Below are 20,755 nucleotides of genomic sequence, written 5' to 3'. Positions count from 1 at the left end.
ATAGCTGCACCTCTTATATTATAACCTACCTATTGATATTACCTCCAAGCTTGGTTACTCCTATCTCAGAAAGACAAGTTGATACTTCTGAATGGCTGTGAACTGAAGCATTACTTAAATAACTTTGAGGCTCTAAACTCATTTGCTTTGCACCATCAACTTCTAACCTACCATCTCCGTTGTGTAATATCTGCTCTATTGATTGATTTAGCAGACCCTTATTAAATTGAGCTATAAACTTTTCAAATTTCTTCGGACTTAATTTACCAGGGCACCCTGCTTCCCTACCAGGACATGCTTTCTCTACATACGACTTTAAAATCCCTGAAGTCTCATTAAATTTACCACTCATGATTTTTCCTGTAACTTCTTTCTGTATTTCTACAAAATCAATATTTAACCGGTGCATTGATATGCCACTTTTTAATGCAGCTTGTTCTACTACTTTTTCAAATTTCTCTATAATACTTAATGCATATCCCTGTGCTTCTAGTGGAGATATAGGCTGATCTACTGTAGCAATGTACTTCTGACCTGTAACTTTTCTAATGAGCACGTCAAGTAACATTATTGTACCATTTACATCGATTGGTGCACTAATTTGTGAGATTGAACTTTGAGTGAATGTTTTCTCAGGTAAAGCAGCTCTAGAACCTAATAACCCACCTATAGAGCTCTTTACCCAACCAAATAAATCATTTATCCATGAAGATGGTCTTGCACCACTACTTGCTACTATTTCGGGTTGATTACTCGAATCTATACTACGAAGCTTGCGTGATAAGTGATAAGAATTGTAATCTCCATGATGATGAAGGCGTTTACGTCGTACAGGTTTTTCTCTTTCTTTACTGAGCTCTTCCTCTAAATAATTTACAACATTATCATATCCTTTATCTCTAGCAATATCTAGTGGTGTTCTACCGTCAGCAGTTGAGGCATTAAAATCAGCACCTCTTTCAACAAGACGCTCAACGACGTCTAATGAACCCAACTGCACAGCCCAATGAAGAGGTGTCCAAGCTTCATTATCTTTGACCTTAATATCAGCACTGTTATCTAAAAGAAGTTCAACTATATTAAAATTATTGTTTTGAATGGCCCAGAATAAAGGAGTCCAACCCTGACTATCTTGAGCATTAACATTAGCACCTCGTATGATACTGTCTCTAACTTTTTCAAGATCTCCTTTTTCTGCAGCCATTAATAGTTCTTTATCTAATTGTGTTTGTTTGAAAAACTCTACTATATCCGCATAATTTTCTTGAATAGCTAATTCCAAAGGTGTTTTTTCATCTTTATCTTTAGCATTGGTATTGGCCCCTTTTTCTATAAGGTACTTTACCACATCTAGTCTGTGATGCTTAGCAGCTAAATGCAAAGGTGTTTGTCCATCCATATCTGTAGCATTTATATTGGCTCCTCGATCAAGGAGAAGTTCTAATATGTCCAGCCTGCCTGCTTTAACAGCAATATGCAAGGGTTTTTCATTATATGTATTTTCAACCTCAATATCAGCACCTTTATCAAGAAGAAATTGAACCATATCCAAATTTCCTTCCTGAACAGCAAAATGTAAAGGTGTTCCTTGATATGTTATTTCATTATTAAATTTAGCACCGTTACTAATAAGAAGTTTTACCACATCCCATTTACCTGACTGAGCAGCATAGAGTATAGGTGTGTAATCAGACTTGTCTTGAGCCTCAATGCTTGCACCTCTATCAACAAGAAATTGAATCATATCTAAATTATTCCCTGATACAGCAAAGCATAAAAGTGTTTGACCTTCCTTATCTTGAGCATCAATATCAGCACCATAATTAAGAAGAAGTTCTACCACACTCCATTTACCTGATTGAGTAGCAAGAAATATTGGTGTGTAACCAAACTCATCTTGAACTTCGATATTAGCGCTCTCATCAAGAAGAAGCTTCACCTTATCCCATTCACCCGCTTCGGAAGCAAGATGCAAAGATGTCCTATCAAGTTTACCTCGAGCATTTATTTCTCCACTGTTTGTAACTTCAAAAGACGCAGAATTTTCCTGTAAATTGAGAATAGAGCTAACATAATTTAATTTATCAGCACTTTCTGATTTGTATATTTTATCTATTTCATCAATTAATAACACCTCTTTATCAGCAAACCTTATGGATAAAGTTTTCATTTTAGGTTCTTTATAGAAATCTCTAAAATATATAATATACAACTCATTTGCTTCTATGTCAGCATCAAAGGCATTGGTAATCATCAAGTCATATTTATCATAAAGATAAGTATATTGTCCTGCTCTTTTAGATATAATTAGTTTATTACTTTCTTCTACATCTTGAGTTCTTACTAAAGTAATTTTTTCATCAGAAATAAAGAGTGAAGGCTTCAAATCTAAACTATCACCTATTTCCATAGGTGCATTATCGAAAATAATTTGTAATTTTTTATACCACTTATTTATAAGCGCATCTTTTAACCTAACTGTTATTATATCTTGCCTTAAGCCAGTAGCTGATATAGACAACTTAATTAACAAATCACTTGCATCTTTAATAACCATTGATATTGGTTCAATACCCAAATCCTTATCTATTTGTTGTACCAACTTATACAAATCTAACGTACTCCTCAAACTCCTTTTTCTGTTGATATTGTCATTAATTACTACTTCTCGAATAGGTAAGTTTTCTATATCGAGTGTTTCATGGTATGAAGTAATTACACGTATACTGCTTTCTTCTACAACAATATTTCTCCTTTCACTTTCTTCTCTATTAAGTTCATTGTGTATATTTTCCAAAAACGCTGGACAAAAATCAGAGCTTCTTTTCCTCCTTTTACTTAAACATCTACCTAAATCTAACTTATTTTCTGATTGGCTGAGGAAAGTAGATTCTTCAACACTTTTAACCATGGAAGATATTTTACTCTGCTGATTATTTTCCTCAGTCAATATTAATTTAGAGCACTTACCTACTATATTTTGATCATATCCATTTAATAAAAGATTGTTTTGTAAATTCTTTGATAACGCTGAAACCTGAGTGCTCTTCGATTTATCTCTAAATTCAGTGAGTTGTTCTAAACTACAGAAATTTTCAGTAAAGCTAATTTGATTTTGGACTGACGAAAAACCTAAACATTGATACGTTGAATTTTTATTTGCAAAACCATCAATTGATATTAAACATTTAAAGTCAGTTTCTACTTTAGGAGTATATTTACTTCTATTGTGGTAATTTTCTGAAGCTTTATCAATTAAAGCTTGTATTTTTCTTACCTCAGATAAACTAAACCTATCTAATCTACGGATTACTATTGGTTCTAAACCTAGATCAAATTCCAACGTAGAAATTCTATGAAATTCATTATTATCCCAATCTTTTATATTGATCGTGTGATTAGACATCTTATCGCGAAATATCAGATCTGCACCATTGCTGAAAATTTCAACTTGACCAGGAGTAATATTCTTTAATATCATTACTCCTATACGTTCCTCATCTTGTTCTATAGAAGTAGAGATATTTTCTTCCAACTTTTGGTTGTGATGAATAATACTAGTAGAGTCACTGAAATCTTCAGTGTATTCTTTTACAATTCTTTCATAATCACCTCTAAGTTTATCCTTATACTCCACTACATTATCAACATTTTCTAATAAGCCAGAAGATAGGAAAAGGTCATTATTATTCCATAAAGAATAAGAAATATTTTTCCATTTATTTCGGTTAGTATAAAACCCTTCTATTCTAATAATAAAAGGAATTTCACTTTCTCTTATTAATAAGAGGTCATCTTTATCTTTATATTTTTCAATATCTTCAAGACGGGAATCTATCACTACATGATCATCTTGAAAATCTTTAGGTAACACAAACATGTTTTGAGCTTGTGTAGAGTGGAAAAAAGGAACTAATTTACCCTTTCCCGAAGAAGAGGGAGAACAAAACATTGATTGTATATTGGGGATAAAAGTTTCTCCTTTTTTGTTCATAACTATAAGATGCCTATAATTAGGATCTTGAAAGTAATTTTTCACTCGAATGTTACTATTATTGTATTTTAAATACAGATCACATTGCTGGATTGAAAAATCTTTCTCAACTGCCGACATAAATAGTGTATCTAGTTTTTTATCACTTGAGTTATTATCAATTTTAACTTCTCTACTATTTATATCATTGCTAATAAAATACACATCACTTCCTCCTCCTCCCCTAGCAAACATAGTTCCTTGATCGAAGTTTATTACATCATCTTCCAGAGAACCAAAAACTATGTGTGAAACTACACTATTATTTTGACTTTGTGTTTTACCTCTAACAACGCTCAAGACTTTATAACCCTTATGATTATTTAGAATTTTCTTGTAATGATTTTCTACAGCTCTAAAACCCTTTAGAGAATGTTCTGAATATAGCTCAAATGATTTAATTTCTATAGTTGGTGAGTCCGATTTTTCAATTTTAGGAACAATATTACTACCATTTTTGTCTATTAGTGCAAAGTGAGGTTTATTACTGCTTTGTTCAACATAATTTTTTATATCGAGGGTAAATTGATTATTTTGACCAAAATTTATTTTCAAAGATAAAGTATTACTATTTTTAGAGTAAGTTATTTGATCACAATCACTTAATAAATCAAATTCAGGAAAACTTACAGTTCCTGTTCCATCTACGTCAATTTCTGAATATAATCCCCTACCCTTATAGTCTGCAGTTTTTACGTAAAAAGTATAATTGCTTTTTCTACCTTTGACTCTAGTATACGGCGAAATAATTACTTTTTTGCAACTTTCAACTACATCTTTCTCATTTTTATTAGAACCACCACCACTATCTATGATAACGTCACGATCATCGATTCCTGTAAAGTGTTTAGAGTAACCCATGCACGAAATCTCATCCACCTTGTTCTTTCTTCCAACATAGTAATAATTAAAGATGCCATTATTATGAATTTGATCATTGATTAGCCAACGACCATTTACTCTTGCCTTTAATGACCCAGAGGCACTAGGCTTAAAACGATAGTTAACATTCACTCCTATAACTGCATCTTTCAATTGGCTCAAATCAAGTATATTAACAGAGTTACTTCCACCAATAATTTTACCTGAGAAGTCAACGTTATTTACAACAAACCTATTTACTACCTTATTACTACCACCAGTTATGTTTGCTGTACCTGAGCCAATTAGAAAATTATTGTTCCACTCGTTACTTCCAACGACGGTACCTTTGTCCACATTGCTTAAATCATAAATAATTGTTTTGTCCTTTTGCATCATATTTACTCTCTTATCATGGCTAATAACCATTGCATTTTCACAGTAGTATACAGCCGAATTAACTGAGCTTTTAATACCTTTTTCATAATCTTGATTAGTAATCTGTGGTAAACAAATCTTGCTAGCACCTTTAATATAATCAGGTATAACACGCGAAAGATTTCTTGTATTGGCATTTTTCCTATTCATCATAATCGTTGCATAATCTGGACGAAGAGTATTACCACTTACTTTTCCAAGACCAACACCATAAGCAATAACACTATTAGGAGCATTATTTAGAGCCTTCCAAACTTGTTTAGCTAAACTATTAACTATGTCTTTCCTAGCTGCAAGATGCTGCACATCAGCTGCCATAGGTTGAAAAAGAAGTGTACGCCAAAAAATACTCCAGTTCTCTCCATGGGTTGTATCATACTTTTTCTTGTACTCTACGATATTGCTAACACCACTATAAATTCCGTAACCTACCATGAGCCCAAATCCAACTGCAATACCAACTACCGGCATACTTGCTGCTGCAAGAGCAACACCAGAAACAAATGACACACCAGAAAAAGATATAGATGCTATATTATCTCTTATTTCTTTCTCTCCACATGGATTATCACTATTCTCTCTTTTTTTACAATCTACAAGATTACTTGCTGACATGCCTATATCAACAATATCAAAGACACCAGTTAAAGCTCCTGCTGTACCTTTCGCTATTGTACTTCCAAATTTTACTCCTGCAACTCGAATAGCAAATTTTGTCTGTTCACCTAAAGCACCTGGTATAACTTTTCCTACAACCTTTTCAGCTGATGTTACAACTCTTGGAGTAATTTTAACCATTACATTCTCAATTGGTTGAGATGCAAAAGACCATCCTACTCCGCCTAGATTTAATCCACAATCCGTTGCTGTTCCATCCTTACAAGACACAATGGCACCATGGATCCCTCTTATTAATTGTATCCCACCAGCAGCATTCATTAACCTGCTTTTTAGCTTTAGATTTTTTGTTAAACTACTCTCTTGATGTACAATATCACCGTGCAAATCCTTGATACGTTCATTCTGGACATAGCGCTCATATCCTTGATCTTCAATTACCTTATCAACTAAATATTTATAGTCACCTTCAATATTTTTGTTCCTAACAAACTCCACTAGTTGAGCATTTTTTGCTTCATCTTGACTGTTTTTAACATAAGTTAGAAATTTTTCGCTATCAACTATAATTTTGTCCACATTATTTCCATCTACTTTCCCTTTACTAAACTCTTCCACATCACCCTTTGAAAATAAACAAGGATTGATACTTCTTCTACTTCTACCTCCTCCTACGCAACTATTTAGGTCGAATTTTGGTTGTTGTGTCCCAGCAAGTACAGCCTCTAAGTTAGCTATACGTTGTGGATCTATACTTAATGTGTTTGAAATACCTTCTCTCATACGTATAAAATGATTTTCTCTTCTTTGAATTCGCAAATGGTTACGTATTTCATCAGGAATATTACTTAATCTATTTCCTTGCAACACAGTATTAATATCTCTAACGTTTTCTAACGCCCATAAGCCGCAATTATAACCATCTCTTTGTTGAATAACAGAAACATCATTAACGGTAATTTGAGCCTGTTGTAAAACTTGACGAATATTATCTGGAACATTATTACCCAACGAGTCTACATAGTATCCATTATACTGCCCATTTTGATGGGAGATGACCAACGTAACCCAGTGATTATTATCTAAATTAACAATTAAAGTTAATGGCCTTCTTTCACCTCTTGTTGTTACGCTATCTTGAAACTGTTGCAATTGATTAACTATATGTTCTGGTGATCCCACTATTTCAAACAATGTGTCAATTCCATAACCATATTTTATTCTTGCAATATCAGCTATATCATGTTGCTGCAGCCAATAATGATAATCTCGTTCTGCTGTTGCAGATTCTAACGTACGTAGATTCTCCTCTTGTATACCAGTATTTTTAAGTCTCTGAGTTATCTCTTGTATTCCTTCTAAATGTTTTCTCTTAGCTATGTCAATAGAACTATGAACTACTAGAGCATGGACAAGCTTATCACTCGTTAATATTAAAGAATTTTTATCCTTAGCCTTCACATTAACAACTACACCCATGAAAAACATTTTATCACTATCTGTAATTGCTTTCAGTGCCGCACCTTTAGCATATCTAATGTTTTGTTCTTTTGTTAATTTATCAACTTCCTGTTTTAGCTGATCTTGATTTAAGTTTTTACCTATAAGCTTAAATTCCAGTGCTATAGGAGTGTATTCTTTAGCACCCTGAGGTGAAGGACCAATACCTTGAATTACCATATCGACACGACCACCTGCTCCTACTTGAAATTCAGGTATAATTACAGTCTTCGCAGAAGTCTCCTGTAGCTTTAAATCACTGTAACTACTAAATAAACCATTAAGAATGGCTTGTAATCTTGCTTCATTAGTAATCAAATCTTTGATAGGGTAAATCGTATCTGCTACTTTAGTAAGCAACACTTTATAGGCTTGCAATGAAACCTCACCGTCGGAAGCATGTTGAGAAGTGATTGCTTGATCAAATTTTGCCTTTAATTCATCAGAATTAGGTATCTCAATAAACTTGCCATCTGTAAATTGTTGATCATTACCACTTGATTCATATTTACTTATCTGTTCTATTTCAAAAAGGTCTTCAAAAGATAACCCTGTTTCATATTTTTTGAGACTCATTTTAATTTCTATGACATTTCCTACTCCTCCTATTTCAGGTATGTTCAGCACTGGAATTTTTTTATCAGCATAGAATTCCTTTGTATTGGACTCCCGTATATGAAAAATGAATGCTGTGTTTTCTTGCCCTTCATTACCTTGAACAAATATTAATGTCATAACCGGGCTTTTGGACAAAGTGTACTCCGTTCCTCCAGACCAATCCAGAGGGTACTCACCATATGAGTATATATATTTTTTAATGTTACTTTGATCTTGACCAATCTTGTTGATTAAAATTGATTGACCTAATATGTCTCGACTGAAATAGTAATGATCTTTTGTTTCTTTATTTGCTGGAAAAGTATGGTATTCACTTGATAACAAATCCGTTATTTCTTGCTTAAAATCTTCCTCAGAAATTTGTTGATTATCCCACTCGCCAACTAGTTCGATAAATTCCTCCATCAAAGGAGCTGGTGGTTGTTTAATAGGTTGTACTTCGGTTTTAAACGGTTCCGCGTCATCTAAATTTAACCCAACAGCAATGGCATTATCTGCATTGGTTAAAATCCTCATCTTATTTGGTCTAAAACCTTTTATATAATCTTTAGCTTGCTCAAGTGCATCACTTGGATCAACTTGTCCTTCAGTTCCAGCCTTGAGTTCAATAAGAATTGGAACTGAATCAATAGCACGATTAGGCCCACGAACAAGCAAAACAATATCAGCGTAACCTCCACCAGCAAATTGTTCCAAATAGAGTTTGGTATTATCACGATATCGAAAATTATCGAATATTCCTGCTACAAAGCCATGTTGAGCAGCTTCGCGAGCTTTAATACCATAAACATTACCCTGTAAATCTAAATTGGTATGAACTTCTTTTATGTAAGTTAGAATTTTTTCAAGATTATCCTGAACTTGATCTATTTCTGCATCTGGGTTAGCAAGCTTTTCAATATAACTTTCCAGATAGACAGATTTATCTAACTTTTTTGTCACTTCTTGAAACTTTACTGTAGGCTCGATGGGTTGATCTACAATCTTCTTTTTACTTTCTACCTTAATGTTTATTTTTTCATCTTCTCCATCACTCTTTAAGGTATATCCCTTTGCTGACGTGATTCTTGATAACTCCTTTCTAACATCATCACTAAGATCTTTACCTGACTTATCTAAAAACTGCTTGATTTCATCAAAAAATTTATTTTTAAATGCATTATTACCTTTTAATTCATCAGGACCAATTTGTATCGTTTGAGTATTTCCATATACATCCTTAGCTTTACACTTCAATACGTTATTCCTCAAGTATAAATATAACTTCTTCGATTTAACATCTTTATCTGACTTCGATCTGCTTTTTACTAACTCATACTTATCTTTTAAAATTTTTATTACATCAATTTGAAGCTTATGCGCATCTGATTTAGTATAATCTCTACCCATCACATTCTTCCACTCACCTGTGGTGAATTCGAAATTCTTAGTATTTGTTTGTTTAGAATGTTGAGCTTCTATATCTTCAGTGAAAATAAAAACATGTATTTTGGATTCTGTTTCTGCTACAACTTTTAAAGTTCTCGCCCCCTCAAAACGAAAGTGCAATTTCTTTATGCCTAACTTGTCATTAAGTTTAGTATCTAATACACTGGAAAAAGAACCTAAAAATCGATGAGGAAAAAAGCCAGGCTTTTCACTAGAATGTAAATAAGATTGTATTTGATCAACCAACGACTGATATCTTGCTTCAAAAGATTTATCCAGTGAATCAGAAGTTGAAGAATCTACTTTCCCAAAAAGTAACTCCATTAGCTCGAAATCTTGTGGTTTTTCTTGCTGTTGATCGTTATTAACCATAACTAGCCCCCGATTTTAACCCTTTACAAATTTTATCCTCACTAAGCTCTTTGCATGCTTTCGTTTAAGTCTAAGTAACTGAATTTCTCAAAAGAGGAGCACTACACTTTGCTCGTAACATCAACCACCTTCTGCTGTATAGTTTCTACATCTAATGATGAACTTGGCAACTGACTATCACCTCTACCATCTGATTGTTTGTTTCTAACTCTAATAAACACCTCATACTCTGACTTATTGAGTTTCATAATAGACTGCATTTGCTCCTGACTAAGAGAATTGATAATTTCTGATACTACTTTAGTAGCTTTGTTTTCCTTGATAAGCTGGACAATTAAATCTCTGGATGACAATCTTATGCTTAGATTATGTAAATAGTGTTGTCTATGAGCTTCAAAGCCAGGACTATTCCACATAGAGGCGAGCATATCACTGCCAGATTTAACAAAATTATCATTTGGTGCAGAAACAATTGAGTCTAACGCTGCAAACATTAACGTAGAGTACTTATCAGGAGATAAATATTCTGCATTTAAATGCTCAAACAGCTTTTTAGCGCTTTCAAAAAAATAATTTCCTTTTAATGTATTTAAGGTATGGTAATACCTATTTTGTTTAAAATCCCTTTTCAATAACTCATGATACTTATCTTCATGAAGGTAACGTAGACAGAAATCAACCATACCAACATCGTCAGTGGAAAAACGCCCTTTATTATATGCTACCTCCATTAATAAATCTTCTTTCCTTTTTGGGGATACAGAACCAATAGATTGCAATTTACTCCAAAAGAATTCTAAAGCTTCAACATGCTTTTCTAGCATTGCACACTTAAAAGCGTAAACGTATGGATGCTCATTATTTAACTTCAACTGATGTTCTTGGTTATTCATAGCATGTGACCAGTAAATCATTAAAGCCCCTTTATCACATCCCTTAACCAAACTCTCTACTGGTTTATTGCCTAATGTTGATTTAAATTCCTCAAAAATGGCTCTTATCTCGTCCTCAAAACAACACCAGCAGGCTATTCTGTAGCGATCAAAGGGTCTAATAAGACTTCTTTGCCCATCCAAAGTTTTCAAGGCTAACAATTTTTCCCCGAAAGTATACCTATTGAGTCTAATTTGTCCTGAAGCATCTTCTATCTTCCAACAAGTTTCATCTTCTAAAACTTTCTTAAAAAGGGGTGGTATTATTGTTCTACCCCATTTATTCAGCAATGTCTGATATGCAATACACCATCTTTTAATCTCTAACTCTTTAAGCCCTTTATGAGGATCATCTTCTTTAATAGACGTTAGTAATATCTTTTGTACATCTTTGTAATCCATACTTACCCCCTAACAAGATTTAATATATTTTAGGAATATTGCTCTACCTTTAAAACTCTGTCAATTACTATTTTAGAAAAATTTTCTAACCTAAAGTGGTTTTCAGTAAAAGGCTCTTAATAGGCTTAATATACGATCTTTTGTTCACTTTTAAATTCTGTTTTTTATAAGTCTACCTTAATTATTATTCTAAAATAAACTGGTATTAATTTAACAATATATGTCATTAATAACTTAAATAATATAACCATTTCCAGCACTCAAAACCAGCTAGTGAGAGAAGAGTTCGTTTTGGAATGGATTGGTCTACCAAGTGTACCGTTCGAACTTTTCTTTATAGTGATTCTACTATATCCTAAAACCAGCTATATTAGCCTACTTTTACTACATTTACATACGAACTAACTTACCTAACTTTGTTGCAAAGATTGCAAGTTCCTATTTTCATAACCCTACTTTTACGTAGCTTGTTCTCACAAAGATACGATCTTTTTGGGATCTTTGAAGAAGTAAATAATTGAAATCTTTGTAATACTTGGTTGCAATGTTTTTTAGAGACAAAAGGTATTTTCCTATATCTGAATACAATAAATTTGTAATTCTGAAAAAAATATAAAACTATTGCTAATTATAATAATTGTGTAATAATTAAAACATAAGTTTTTAAGTTAAGGTAGTGTCGTGGGTAATCAATTGAAAGAAGTATCTAGTCCAATAAATATTCAAGCAGATTTAGAAGAGAACAGTATGGTTGATGGAATAGAAAAGCGGTCAAAAGAACAAGGTTTTTATGCAACACAGACCATACCAATTTATCAAGTTAATCAAAATATTACGTATTCATATTTAGCTACGCTCGATAGTCACTTAAAAACAGATGAGCATTGTGTACACGAAAGTAATATACATACTGACTTACTTAATTTTGCTTTTCATGGTTCCTTAGAGAAAGTTCAAGATCTATTAAACAAAGGAGCTAGTGTTGAGATAAAAGACAACAATGGTAACACGCCTTTGCATCTTGCTGCTGGCAGGGGCCACTTCGTAATCGTTGGAACCCTGTTAAAAAAAGGAGCTACTGTTGAGGTAATAAACAATGAAGAAGCTACTCCGCTGCATATCGCTGTTCAGATGGGTCACTTAAACGTAATTCAAGTTCTACTAGATAATGGTGCTGATGTTGATGCGCAAAAAGATAATGGTGACACTGCCTTACATATTGCTGCTAAAGCAGGCCACTTAGAAGTAGTTCAAGTTCTATTAGGAAAAGGGGCTAGTGTTGAGGCACGAAACAAAGAAGGATGCACTGCTCTTCATTCTGCTACTGAAATGGGTAAATTAAAAGTGGTTGAGTACTTTATAAGTGAAGAAAAAATCAATATTAACCAAGCAACCTATGATAATGACACTCCTTTGCATATTGCCGCTGAAATGTGTCACTTAGATGTAGTTCAATTTCTGTTAGAAAAAGGAGCCAGTGTTGAGGCACGAAACAACAAAGACTGTACTGCTTTGCATATTGCTGCTAGCGAGGACCACTTAGAAATAGTTAAAGCTCTATTGGGCCAAATGAATAATGCTGACATACGAAAGAATAGTTTCAAATGTGTATTGCATATTGCTGCTCGAGAGGGTTACTTAAAAATCGTTAAAGCTCTATTAGACAAAGGTACTGATATTAATGCAACAAACTATGAAGGCGATACTGCTTTAAATGAAGCTGCTGGATGTAGTCATTTGGAAGTAGTTCAATTTCTGTTAGAAAAAGGAGCTAGTTTTGAAGCACGAAACGAAGAAGGATGCACTGCTTTGCATATTGCTTGTGAGGTGGGCTGTTTAGGCATAGTTAAAGCTCTGTTAGAAAAGGGATCTGATGTTAATGTAGTAAGCGAAAAAAATGGCGATACTCCATTACATGAATCTGCTAGAATGAATTGCTACGATATAGTTGAATATCTTGTAGAGGAAGAAAAGGCTACTATTGATGTAAAAAACTTTAGAGGTGAGACTCCTTCCGATTTGGCAGATTCTAATGGTTACAAAGATATAGTTAAGTATCTTAGTCTTCGAGTAAGGGAGTGTCCCAAAACCTCGGGAAGTCTGGCTGATGATAAAAATGTGATACAGTATCAAAAAGTGACAGAAAATAAACACCTAACTATAACTAATAGAGCAATAAAGACCAGTTTCTGTGTAGGGATAATGACCATGTTGACAAGTGTGGCTATTGGATGTACTGCTATTCATCTTAGTTTATCAATATCAGCTACTGCTGCATTGATTGTTGGGGCCATTGCTGGTGGCATTACATATGCAGTATTAAAGCCTAATAGTAGGCTAAATGAATGTGAAGTGAATAGGCAAAGCTTACCTCAAATGCCTAAGGACGAATGTTGCATGTCATATTAGTTCTTGCATTTTATGTCATGCGTGTGAAAATGGTGTGTAGTATTTTTAACCGAGGTGGAGTTATGGAATTGAATAAATTGCAGGAAGTATTAAATTCTGCTAACGCTGATGTTGGTTTCAGTAAGAGTAATGTAGTTAGTAAAATAGAAGAGAGATTAAAGCAAGTAGATCCAGGTACATTGTGCCAATTAAGTTTTGCTGTTTTAAAAAACAACAAACAAATGGTAGAAACCCTTATAAAAGGAGGAGCTGATGTTAACACAATTGATGCGTACAATCGTGATCCATTATATTATGCTATCTCACAAGGGAACACAAGAATGGTAGAGATCCTAATAAAAAATGGAGCAAGTGTTAATAAGAAGTATAATGACGGAAGCACTCCTCTACATCATGCTGTCTTGAGCCAAAAAATAAAAATAGTAGAGTATCTTATAAACAATGGAGCTGATGTTAATGCGTTAGATGAAAAACGGCGCACTCCATTATACTTAGCTGGACGAAGTACAAAAATGGTCTCGATTCTCATGAAGAAGGGGGCATTACCTTTACTGGAAAACAGAGATATTGAATTTTTAAAGGATCTAGCTAAACGCATTAAAGATGATGATACAGAGTATTTAAAGGAGGTAAAGGTAGAACAGAAGGAGGGGCGGGTAGATGATAAGTATGAGTCAATTAAATACTCGTTGCTGCTTAGTGATAACAGCTCTTTGACCTCTATTATTAAAAGGGAAAAATTCAAAAATTTAATATCTGATTGGTCTTTCAACGTACCTGATTTAAAAGATAACCAAAAAAATTTGAATAAGGCACTGTTAAACCTTCTTACAGACTTTCCATTTTGTGACATTACAAGGTTTGAGGACTTTTTACACGATAACAAAGGTGATGATCTAAAAGCTGTTCTCAATCTTCAAAGGGGAGAATCCAAATTGACAATACTACATGTAATACAAGGTATGGAGTATTTAGCAGTGGAAAAAGACATAGGTTGTGCAGTTAGTGCATTTATGACTTTACTTTTAAAATCTGGTGCTGATCCTAACATAGTTAACAGTGAAGGGCAAACACCTTTGCACTATGCTGCTTATTATAATACTTTAAATATACCTTTGCTTCTGAAAAAAGGAGCACGTGGTCAAACTGACAGACAAGGAAAAACTCCTCTAGACATTGTAATTATTAACAAAAAACCTTTTGAAGTGAATCTTTTAGAACAGATCTTTTTAACTCAGGAGCAATTGGAAGCAAAAAATGATTTAGAAGGTATTTGCGGTCATAGCTTTAACACTAATCGACTAAGAAAGTTTTTCAATCAGCACAAAGGAAATGAAGGTCTTAAAGAGATTCTCAATCTTCGTGATTGCGAAGGAAAGTCTCGAGTTTTTCAAAAGATTAGGGAGGCTTGTTATGGTAATGAAACTCATTTCAAAGAAGCAAAAAAGTTGCTGCTAGAAGCAGGAGCGATTGATTACGAAGAGTGGAAGGACAAAAAACGTTTGCCTAAGCTTAGAACTCTATGGGATGATTTAATATTAGATCAGTCGGAAAAGTTGAAAATATTTTTGGGTAGGGTAAATAAATCCAAAGATATAGATGAGTTAAAACGCGTTGTAAACGAAGCTATAGAACTTGGGGTAAGGCTGAACTTTCCTAACCAGGGTAGTATATACGGAAAGGTATATGAAAAGGAATATAGTTTTACAGATTTTGTGATAAGAAAGATTAGTGAATTAAGAAAGAGTTCCGAAGGTTCAAGGAATATAGAGGTTGCTAGTGGTATAGTATGTCAATTGATATCAAAAGGGGCAATTTTGTACAACATAAGCAGTATATATGTAATTGACGAACTGGAAGAGTTTGAAAGCCACAAAGCTAATATGAAAAACGCTTATGCAGATTATGAGAATCGTGCTTTAGATTTCATAACAATCGTTCAAAGCGCAACAAGTGGTAAGGTAAGAGACGTAAAAATCGACAACTCTACTCTCTGTCTTGAATATTCACAGGATAGTAAAGTAGATGTTGCAAAGATTACAAATGGAGCAAGGGGTTTAGGTATCACTCAGGAAGGTGTACAATACGGAAGAAATATAATAAAGATAGGTAAGAGTGAGGTAGAAATTATAACGGAAAACGCTATAAGGAATTATGTAGGCCTAGCAGATGGTAGTAATATAGTATTGACTTTCGATACTGGCTTGGGAGAGTTGGAAGTGAGATTATACCCTGATAAGCAAAATCTAATAAAGGTAGAAGTAGAAGATCAAGAAAAGTGGAAAAAATTACAGAATTGTGAGGAACGGATAGGGGAAAAATGTTTGCTTGGTGGGTGTTCAGTACGTGATGCTATTGAACGAGGTTTTTTTACTAGATCTGGAGAGTTGATTCGTTCTGAAACAATTAATCAATCTGATGCAACAAAAGTGGACTCTTGGACAAAGCGCGAAAAAATGAGAAAAGCTTCAAGTCTTGAAGAAACAGTAGGCCGTTTTCTATAATGAAGTGAGGGAGTGTTAAATAAACCATACGCGTCAAGTTAAGGAAAAGTGTAAGTAAAGTTGATAGAGTGAAGGAAAATAATAAGGTATAAATTCTCTTGGATATATGAATGAGAGAACTTACAATGGACAGAATAGCTTGCTTATCAAAAGACCTCAATGAATTCTTTAATGAAAAAGCAGACGAAATATCAATTGCAGTAGGTTTTATAAAAAGAAAGAGAAAACTTAATGGCTCATCATTCATAAAAGCTATGGTTTTTGGTAACATAGGAGTTGATGATTGCAGCATAGAAACAATGTGCCAATTGCTAAATGAAGACTCGATAGAAATTACAAAACAGGGTTTAGATTTTAGGTTTAGTGAAGAAGCAGTTGAGTTCATGAAAAAAATGTATAACGAAGCTTTGTGTTTATTTAAAAAAAGTCTACAGATTGATTGCAAAATTTTACAGCAATTTGGAAGCGTTAAATTATTGGATAGCAGCTACATTAGCCTGCCCAGTAGCATGGAAGATATGTACAAAGGATATGGCAGTAGCTATAGAGATTGTGAGAATAATACTAAATCAGGAATAAAGCTACAGTTAGTCTTTGATTACCTGAATCAAGCGCTAGATAAGTTAAATTTTATGGAAGGAATAAGGTCGGATCAAGGTTATAGGGATTATCTGAACGGTTTATCAGCCAATGATTTGCTAATATTTGACTTGGGCTACTTTGTGCCTAGTTCTTTTAAACAGATTGATGAAGCAGGTGCATATTTTGTTAGTCGTTATAAGTCTGATACCAATATATATGATATAGAAACAAATCAAAAAATAGAGCTATTGGAGTATTTAGAAGGTCAATTATCTTCAGAAAAAGAAGTATTATTAGGAAAGGAAGTAAAAATTAAGGTAAGAATTATATGTCAAAAGCTAACTGAAGAACAGTCTATGGCTAGAAGAAGAAAGGCTAATAAATTAGCAAAGTCACATGGATATACATCTTCTCAAAAGAATCAAAAGTTATTAGATTGGTCAATATTTATAACTAATGTTCCAGAGAGTAAAATTAATGCTGAACAAATATTGACGGTTTATAGAGTAAGATGGCAAATCGAATTACTATTTAAACTATATAAAAGTCATATCAATCTTGATAAACTAAAAGGAAAGACAAATCCATTTAGAGTATTGTGCGAGCTATACGCAAAATTATGTGCTATTCTCGTATTTCACGAAATGGTTGGCTGTGTAAAACTAAAAAAGAACACGGAGCTCAGTTTAACAAAGGCATTTATTGAATTGAAAAGGCGGGTTAGAGAGCTCTTTTTGATATTAAACAATATTGTCAATAATTTAAAAATTTTTCTAAAAAAGCTTACTATAATCTGGTCAAAGTTTTCTTTGAAAGACAGATATAGGAAGACCAGGGTATCTACTTTAAGCTCTCTACATTCCTTAACTTGACGCGTATGGTTTATTTAACACTCCCCCACTGGACATTAGGTTTGGGACAAAAGGCTGAATAATGGGAGCTGTGTGAGTCGAGAGGGTGCGCCGTGGTACGCATTAAGAAATACTTAGCGGAGCTAAGCGGGGTTCAGAATAAATGGCCTCGAGGTGAACAACTAACTTTAACCCGAAAGGGAAGGAGGACAAGAGCATGTATGTAAAGCGAGAGTTATCTGAAGATGTGTAAGGTAACGGCTTGCAACACCTGATCAATATGGTTAAAGCTAAACTGCTTGAATTCTAATCTTCAGGGGTGGGATTTCACATCCATGGGTATCACATTTAAAACCCCATGTCTACAGTAAGCACAAATTAAACTTTCGTTTGTGTGACATTCTGGCTGTAGAACGATAAGTAGTGAACTTATTTAAGAGCATAATAGATGTCGCAAAGATAACAGATGGGGCAAGGAGCTTAGGGTTAACTCAAGGAAAAATAGAATACGGAAGAGATATAGTAAAGATCGGTAAAAGTGAGGTAGAAATTATAACGGAAAATGGCATAAGGCATTACACTAATCTTGCAGACAATAGTAATATAGTGTTAACTTTCTCTACTAGTTTAGGAGAATTAGAAGTTAATTTGTACCCTGACAAGCAAGATAAAATAATAGTAGAAGTTAGTAACAAAAAGGAAATACTGGAAAAGTTCAAAAATTGTAAAGAAGAATTAGGTGAGAATTGCTCGCTTGGTGGATATTGGGTCTACGATGCTATTAAACAGGGATATTTTGAAAGGTCTGGAAAACTTTGTCAATCTTTTGAAACAATTAGTCTATCTAAAAAAGTCTCAGAAGGAGTCAAAGCAGCGGTAAAAGGTTTAAAGTGTGGTGATATAGTGAGTTCTTCATCCAGTAATATATTTCCTCCAAAAGCGATTATGCAGGAAGGTAAAGCAAGAGTACCAGGAGCATGAACTCAAAGTTGCTTAGGGTCAAGTTTTGAGTATTTTACTAAAATAGCTTTAACATTTTTTGGGGAATGTTTTAAATCCTATGGTGATGTTAAGTTAATAGCTTAAGAGATATTCTAAAGGAGTTATCTTATTTAAAAAATTACTTGGACGCTTATAGTTTTTTGAGCATAGCCTTTCATGTTAGATTCAAAGAAGACTGAATAGGCTGCTCCACACTTTCTACTTTCTCGAGCTTGGTGTTGGGCTTAAAGGTATTGACCTTACCCAGAAAAAGTGGAGAGAAAGTTTGGAATGTTTTTTACAAAAAGAATGATGCATCAAATTGTTCTGGAATGCAATAGTTAATAGTGACGTTGTATTCAAATATTGCAGTTCTAGTTTGTTGAGCAGAGTGTTGTGAAGTATCAATAAGTATTTCTCTTTTCAATGAGCTAAAGAAGCTTTCTGCAACAGAATTGTCGTAACAACAGCCTTTATTACTCATCTATATTCTTTACAGCTAAGAGATATTGATACCCTTGCGCAGTATATTGTGAACCTTGGTCACTGTGCAGCAGTAGATTTTTAACAGGTTTACGCCTATTAATGGCCATTAATAAAGAGTTCATAACCAATTGTTTATTTATTGCACTACTCATTAACTACCTTACTATTACCCACAAGTATAAAATTCATGAGCAAGTTTCCATCCTTCTGCTAAATCAAAGAGACGTTTCCATCCCTTCCACAAAGCTATAGGGCCTGGTTCTAAGTCATTTTTGCGAGCTAAAAACCCTCCTAACTTGGCCACCCACCTCACAATTTCTCTTATAGGTGGTGGTGTCTCAGGATAGTTTTTTGTCTTAAGCATTTTGGTATATAAAACCTTCCATTCGTCGTCAGTCAGTATGAAAGTGCAAGAAAGATTTGGATTTGTTCTAGCTACTAGTGTGATAAAAAATATTCTCCATGCAATTATACTCATTATTGTAAGAAAGCGGATTAATCTATCTGCTGCTTGGAGCCTACATTCTTCAACTTTAAGACCAGATTTCAAAATTTTATGAAAAACCTCTATTCTCCATCTTAAGCAATACCATTGTATTTTTTCTACTGCTTCTTCAAAATTATTAATATTTATATTTGTCAACAAAATCCAGTTCACAGGCTCTTCGCCAAATGGGGAGTATTTTTCTATAGCATAGACAGCATTTAAACTTAAATTAGGAAGTTTTTGGGTTTTACGTCTAGCGTTATTTTTTGATGCATTCATCACAAAGTTGCTAAACTTTACTTCTAAAACTGTTGTTCTTTGAGGTTTATCATTGCGAGCAGGAATATTCACTTGTATTTCTCCTTGACAAGACATGCGATTCATCAGATCCCACAACCTTTCACCACCTTTTTCAGAATAAGTCGACTTCTTATTTATTGTTCTGTTTTGATTTCCTCTTACTACAAAAAGAGATTGATTAGTGGAAGCAACTTCAAATAAATCATACATATCTGCTTCTCTGTCACAGACGGTAACTACCTTGATATCCTTTAATCCAGGATGATTAGTAGAATATTTAAGTGATTCTATCCACCGTATGCTTTCTTTCTCTTCTATGGGAACAGCAGTATTATGGCTTCTTCTTTTCAACTCTTTTAGGTCTTCAGCTAAGGAGGGTCTAGTACTAATTTTTTGATCCAATAATCCTATAGGCAGTCCTTCTGTTGTAACTGCAAACGTTGTATGCATCACTAATCCATGTGTTTTAAAATTAGTTGTTTTAGATGTTAATCTTGCTGCTATAATCCCTAATCCTTCGGTCTTTTTATGATTTTTATATGAGATATAACTCGTGTCTTGGATAGCTAAGATAGTTGAGTATTCTTTAGCTCTTTCAACAGTTTTAATTATATGACTTTCTAATATCTTTCTCTCAGAAATGGCATCGTTTTGGAAAAATCTATAAGCTGCTTTACTTTGATGCCAATCTTCACAAGCTTGATTTATTGAACGCTCAGGCGATTCAGCAAAACTATTAACTATTTTTAGAAGCCTTTTACTTAATCTTATATCACCAAAATTAACAATTCCAAATTCACTTTCTGCCCATTCGCCAGTTGAAGTATTTATAGTTCTTTTCATCATATATTCCATTTTTAGACCATAGATCCATTTATAATAGAAAGTTGAATTAGTAAAATATCAGCTTTTTTACTATTTATATACTTATGGGTAATAGTAAGATTAACTAC

7 protein-coding genes and 1 pseudogene are annotated in these 20,755 nt (G+C 33.7%); 4 read left to right on the top strand and 4 right to left on the bottom strand.

Translation table 11 applies throughout. The annotated features are described in order from the left end of the window. Positions 1–25: 25 nt before the first annotated feature. Positions 26–9,868 (bottom strand): ankyrin repeat domain-containing protein, encoded by a 9,843-nt coding sequence (locus tag OPR50_RS03630; RefSeq protein ID WP_265024282.1) that lies wholly within the window; start codon positions 9,866–9,868, stop codon positions 26–28. A 101-nt stretch (positions 9,869–9,969) separates the two neighbouring features. Further along, the gene (locus OPR50_RS03625; RefSeq protein WP_265024281.1) at positions 9,970–11,202 is read right to left on the bottom strand and encodes a hypothetical protein; all 1,233 of its coding nucleotides are present in this window, start codon (positions 11,200–11,202) and stop codon (positions 9,970–9,972) included. 681 nt (positions 11,203–11,883) lie between these two features. On the opposite strand from OPR50_RS03625, the gene OPR50_RS03620 reads away from it, so the two are divergent. The 4 genes from OPR50_RS03620 to OPR50_RS03605 all read left to right on the top strand — a co-directional run bounded on the left by OPR50_RS03620 (position 11,884) and on the right by OPR50_RS03605 (position 18,529). After that, positions 11,884–13,611, top strand: coding sequence for an ankyrin repeat domain-containing protein (locus tag OPR50_RS03620; protein ID WP_265024280.1), 1,728 nt, complete (start codon positions 11,884–11,886; stop codon positions 13,609–13,611). Between the two features lie 62 nt (positions 13,612–13,673). After that, the gene (locus OPR50_RS03615) at positions 13,674–16,115 is read left to right on the top strand and encodes an ankyrin repeat domain-containing protein (RefSeq protein WP_264339187.1); all 2,442 of its coding nucleotides are present in this window, start codon (positions 13,674–13,676) and stop codon (positions 16,113–16,115) included. A gap of 125 nt (positions 16,116–16,240) precedes the next feature. Next, positions 16,241–17,569 (top strand): IS4-like element ISWosp9 family transposase, encoded by a 1,329-nt coding sequence (locus tag OPR50_RS03610; RefSeq protein ID WP_155969615.1) that lies wholly within the window; start codon positions 16,241–16,243, stop codon positions 17,567–17,569. A 402-nt stretch (positions 17,570–17,971) separates the two neighbouring features. Then, on the top strand, positions 17,972–18,529 hold the full coding sequence (locus tag OPR50_RS03605; protein ID WP_405196805.1) for a hypothetical protein: 558 nt from the start codon (positions 17,972–17,974) through the stop codon (positions 18,527–18,529). 298 nt (positions 18,530–18,827) lie between these two features. Here OPR50_RS03605 and OPR50_RS08790 read toward each other — a convergent pair. Both OPR50_RS08790 and OPR50_RS03590 read right to left on the bottom strand, forming a co-directional pair. Continuing rightward, positions 18,828–19,167, bottom strand: a pseudogene (locus OPR50_RS08790) (transposase); the annotation flags it as partial. A 14-nt stretch (positions 19,168–19,181) separates the two neighbouring features. Then, positions 19,182–20,648: an IS4 family transposase gene (locus OPR50_RS03590; RefSeq protein ID WP_265024323.1), complete on the bottom strand. Its 1,467-nt coding sequence runs from the start codon at positions 20,646–20,648 to the stop codon at positions 19,182–19,184. Between the last annotated feature and the right edge of the window lie 107 nt (positions 20,649–20,755).

The sequence above is a fragment of the Wolbachia endosymbiont (group A) of Epagoge grotiana genome, from assembly GCF_947251775.1.
In the GTDB taxonomy this organism is placed as follows: Bacteria; Pseudomonadota; Alphaproteobacteria; order Rickettsiales; family Anaplasmataceae; genus Wolbachia; species Wolbachia pipientis.
The sequence above is the reverse complement of the archived record's forward strand: the minus strand, read 5'-3'. Positions and strand labels throughout refer to the sequence as shown.

Excerpts from the sequence above, each read along its gene's own strand:
- OPR50_RS03630 (WP_265024282.1), bottom strand. The coding sequence starts at position 9,868 with ATGGTTAATAACGATCAACAGCAAGAAAAACCACAAGATTTCGAGCTA.
- OPR50_RS03625 (WP_265024281.1), bottom strand. The coding sequence starts at position 11,202 with ATGGATTACAAAGATGTACAAAAGATATTACTAACGTCTATTAAAGAA.
- OPR50_RS03615 (WP_264339187.1), top strand. The coding sequence starts at position 13,674 with ATGGAATTGAATAAATTGCAGGAAGTATTAAATTCTGCTAACGCTGAT.
- OPR50_RS03610 (WP_155969615.1), top strand. The coding sequence starts at position 16,241 with ATGGACAGAATAGCTTGCTTATCAAAAGACCTCAATGAATTCTTTAAT.
- OPR50_RS03590 (WP_265024323.1), bottom strand. The coding sequence starts at position 20,648 with ATGATGAAAAGAACTATAAATACTTCAACTGGCGAATGGGCAGAAAGT.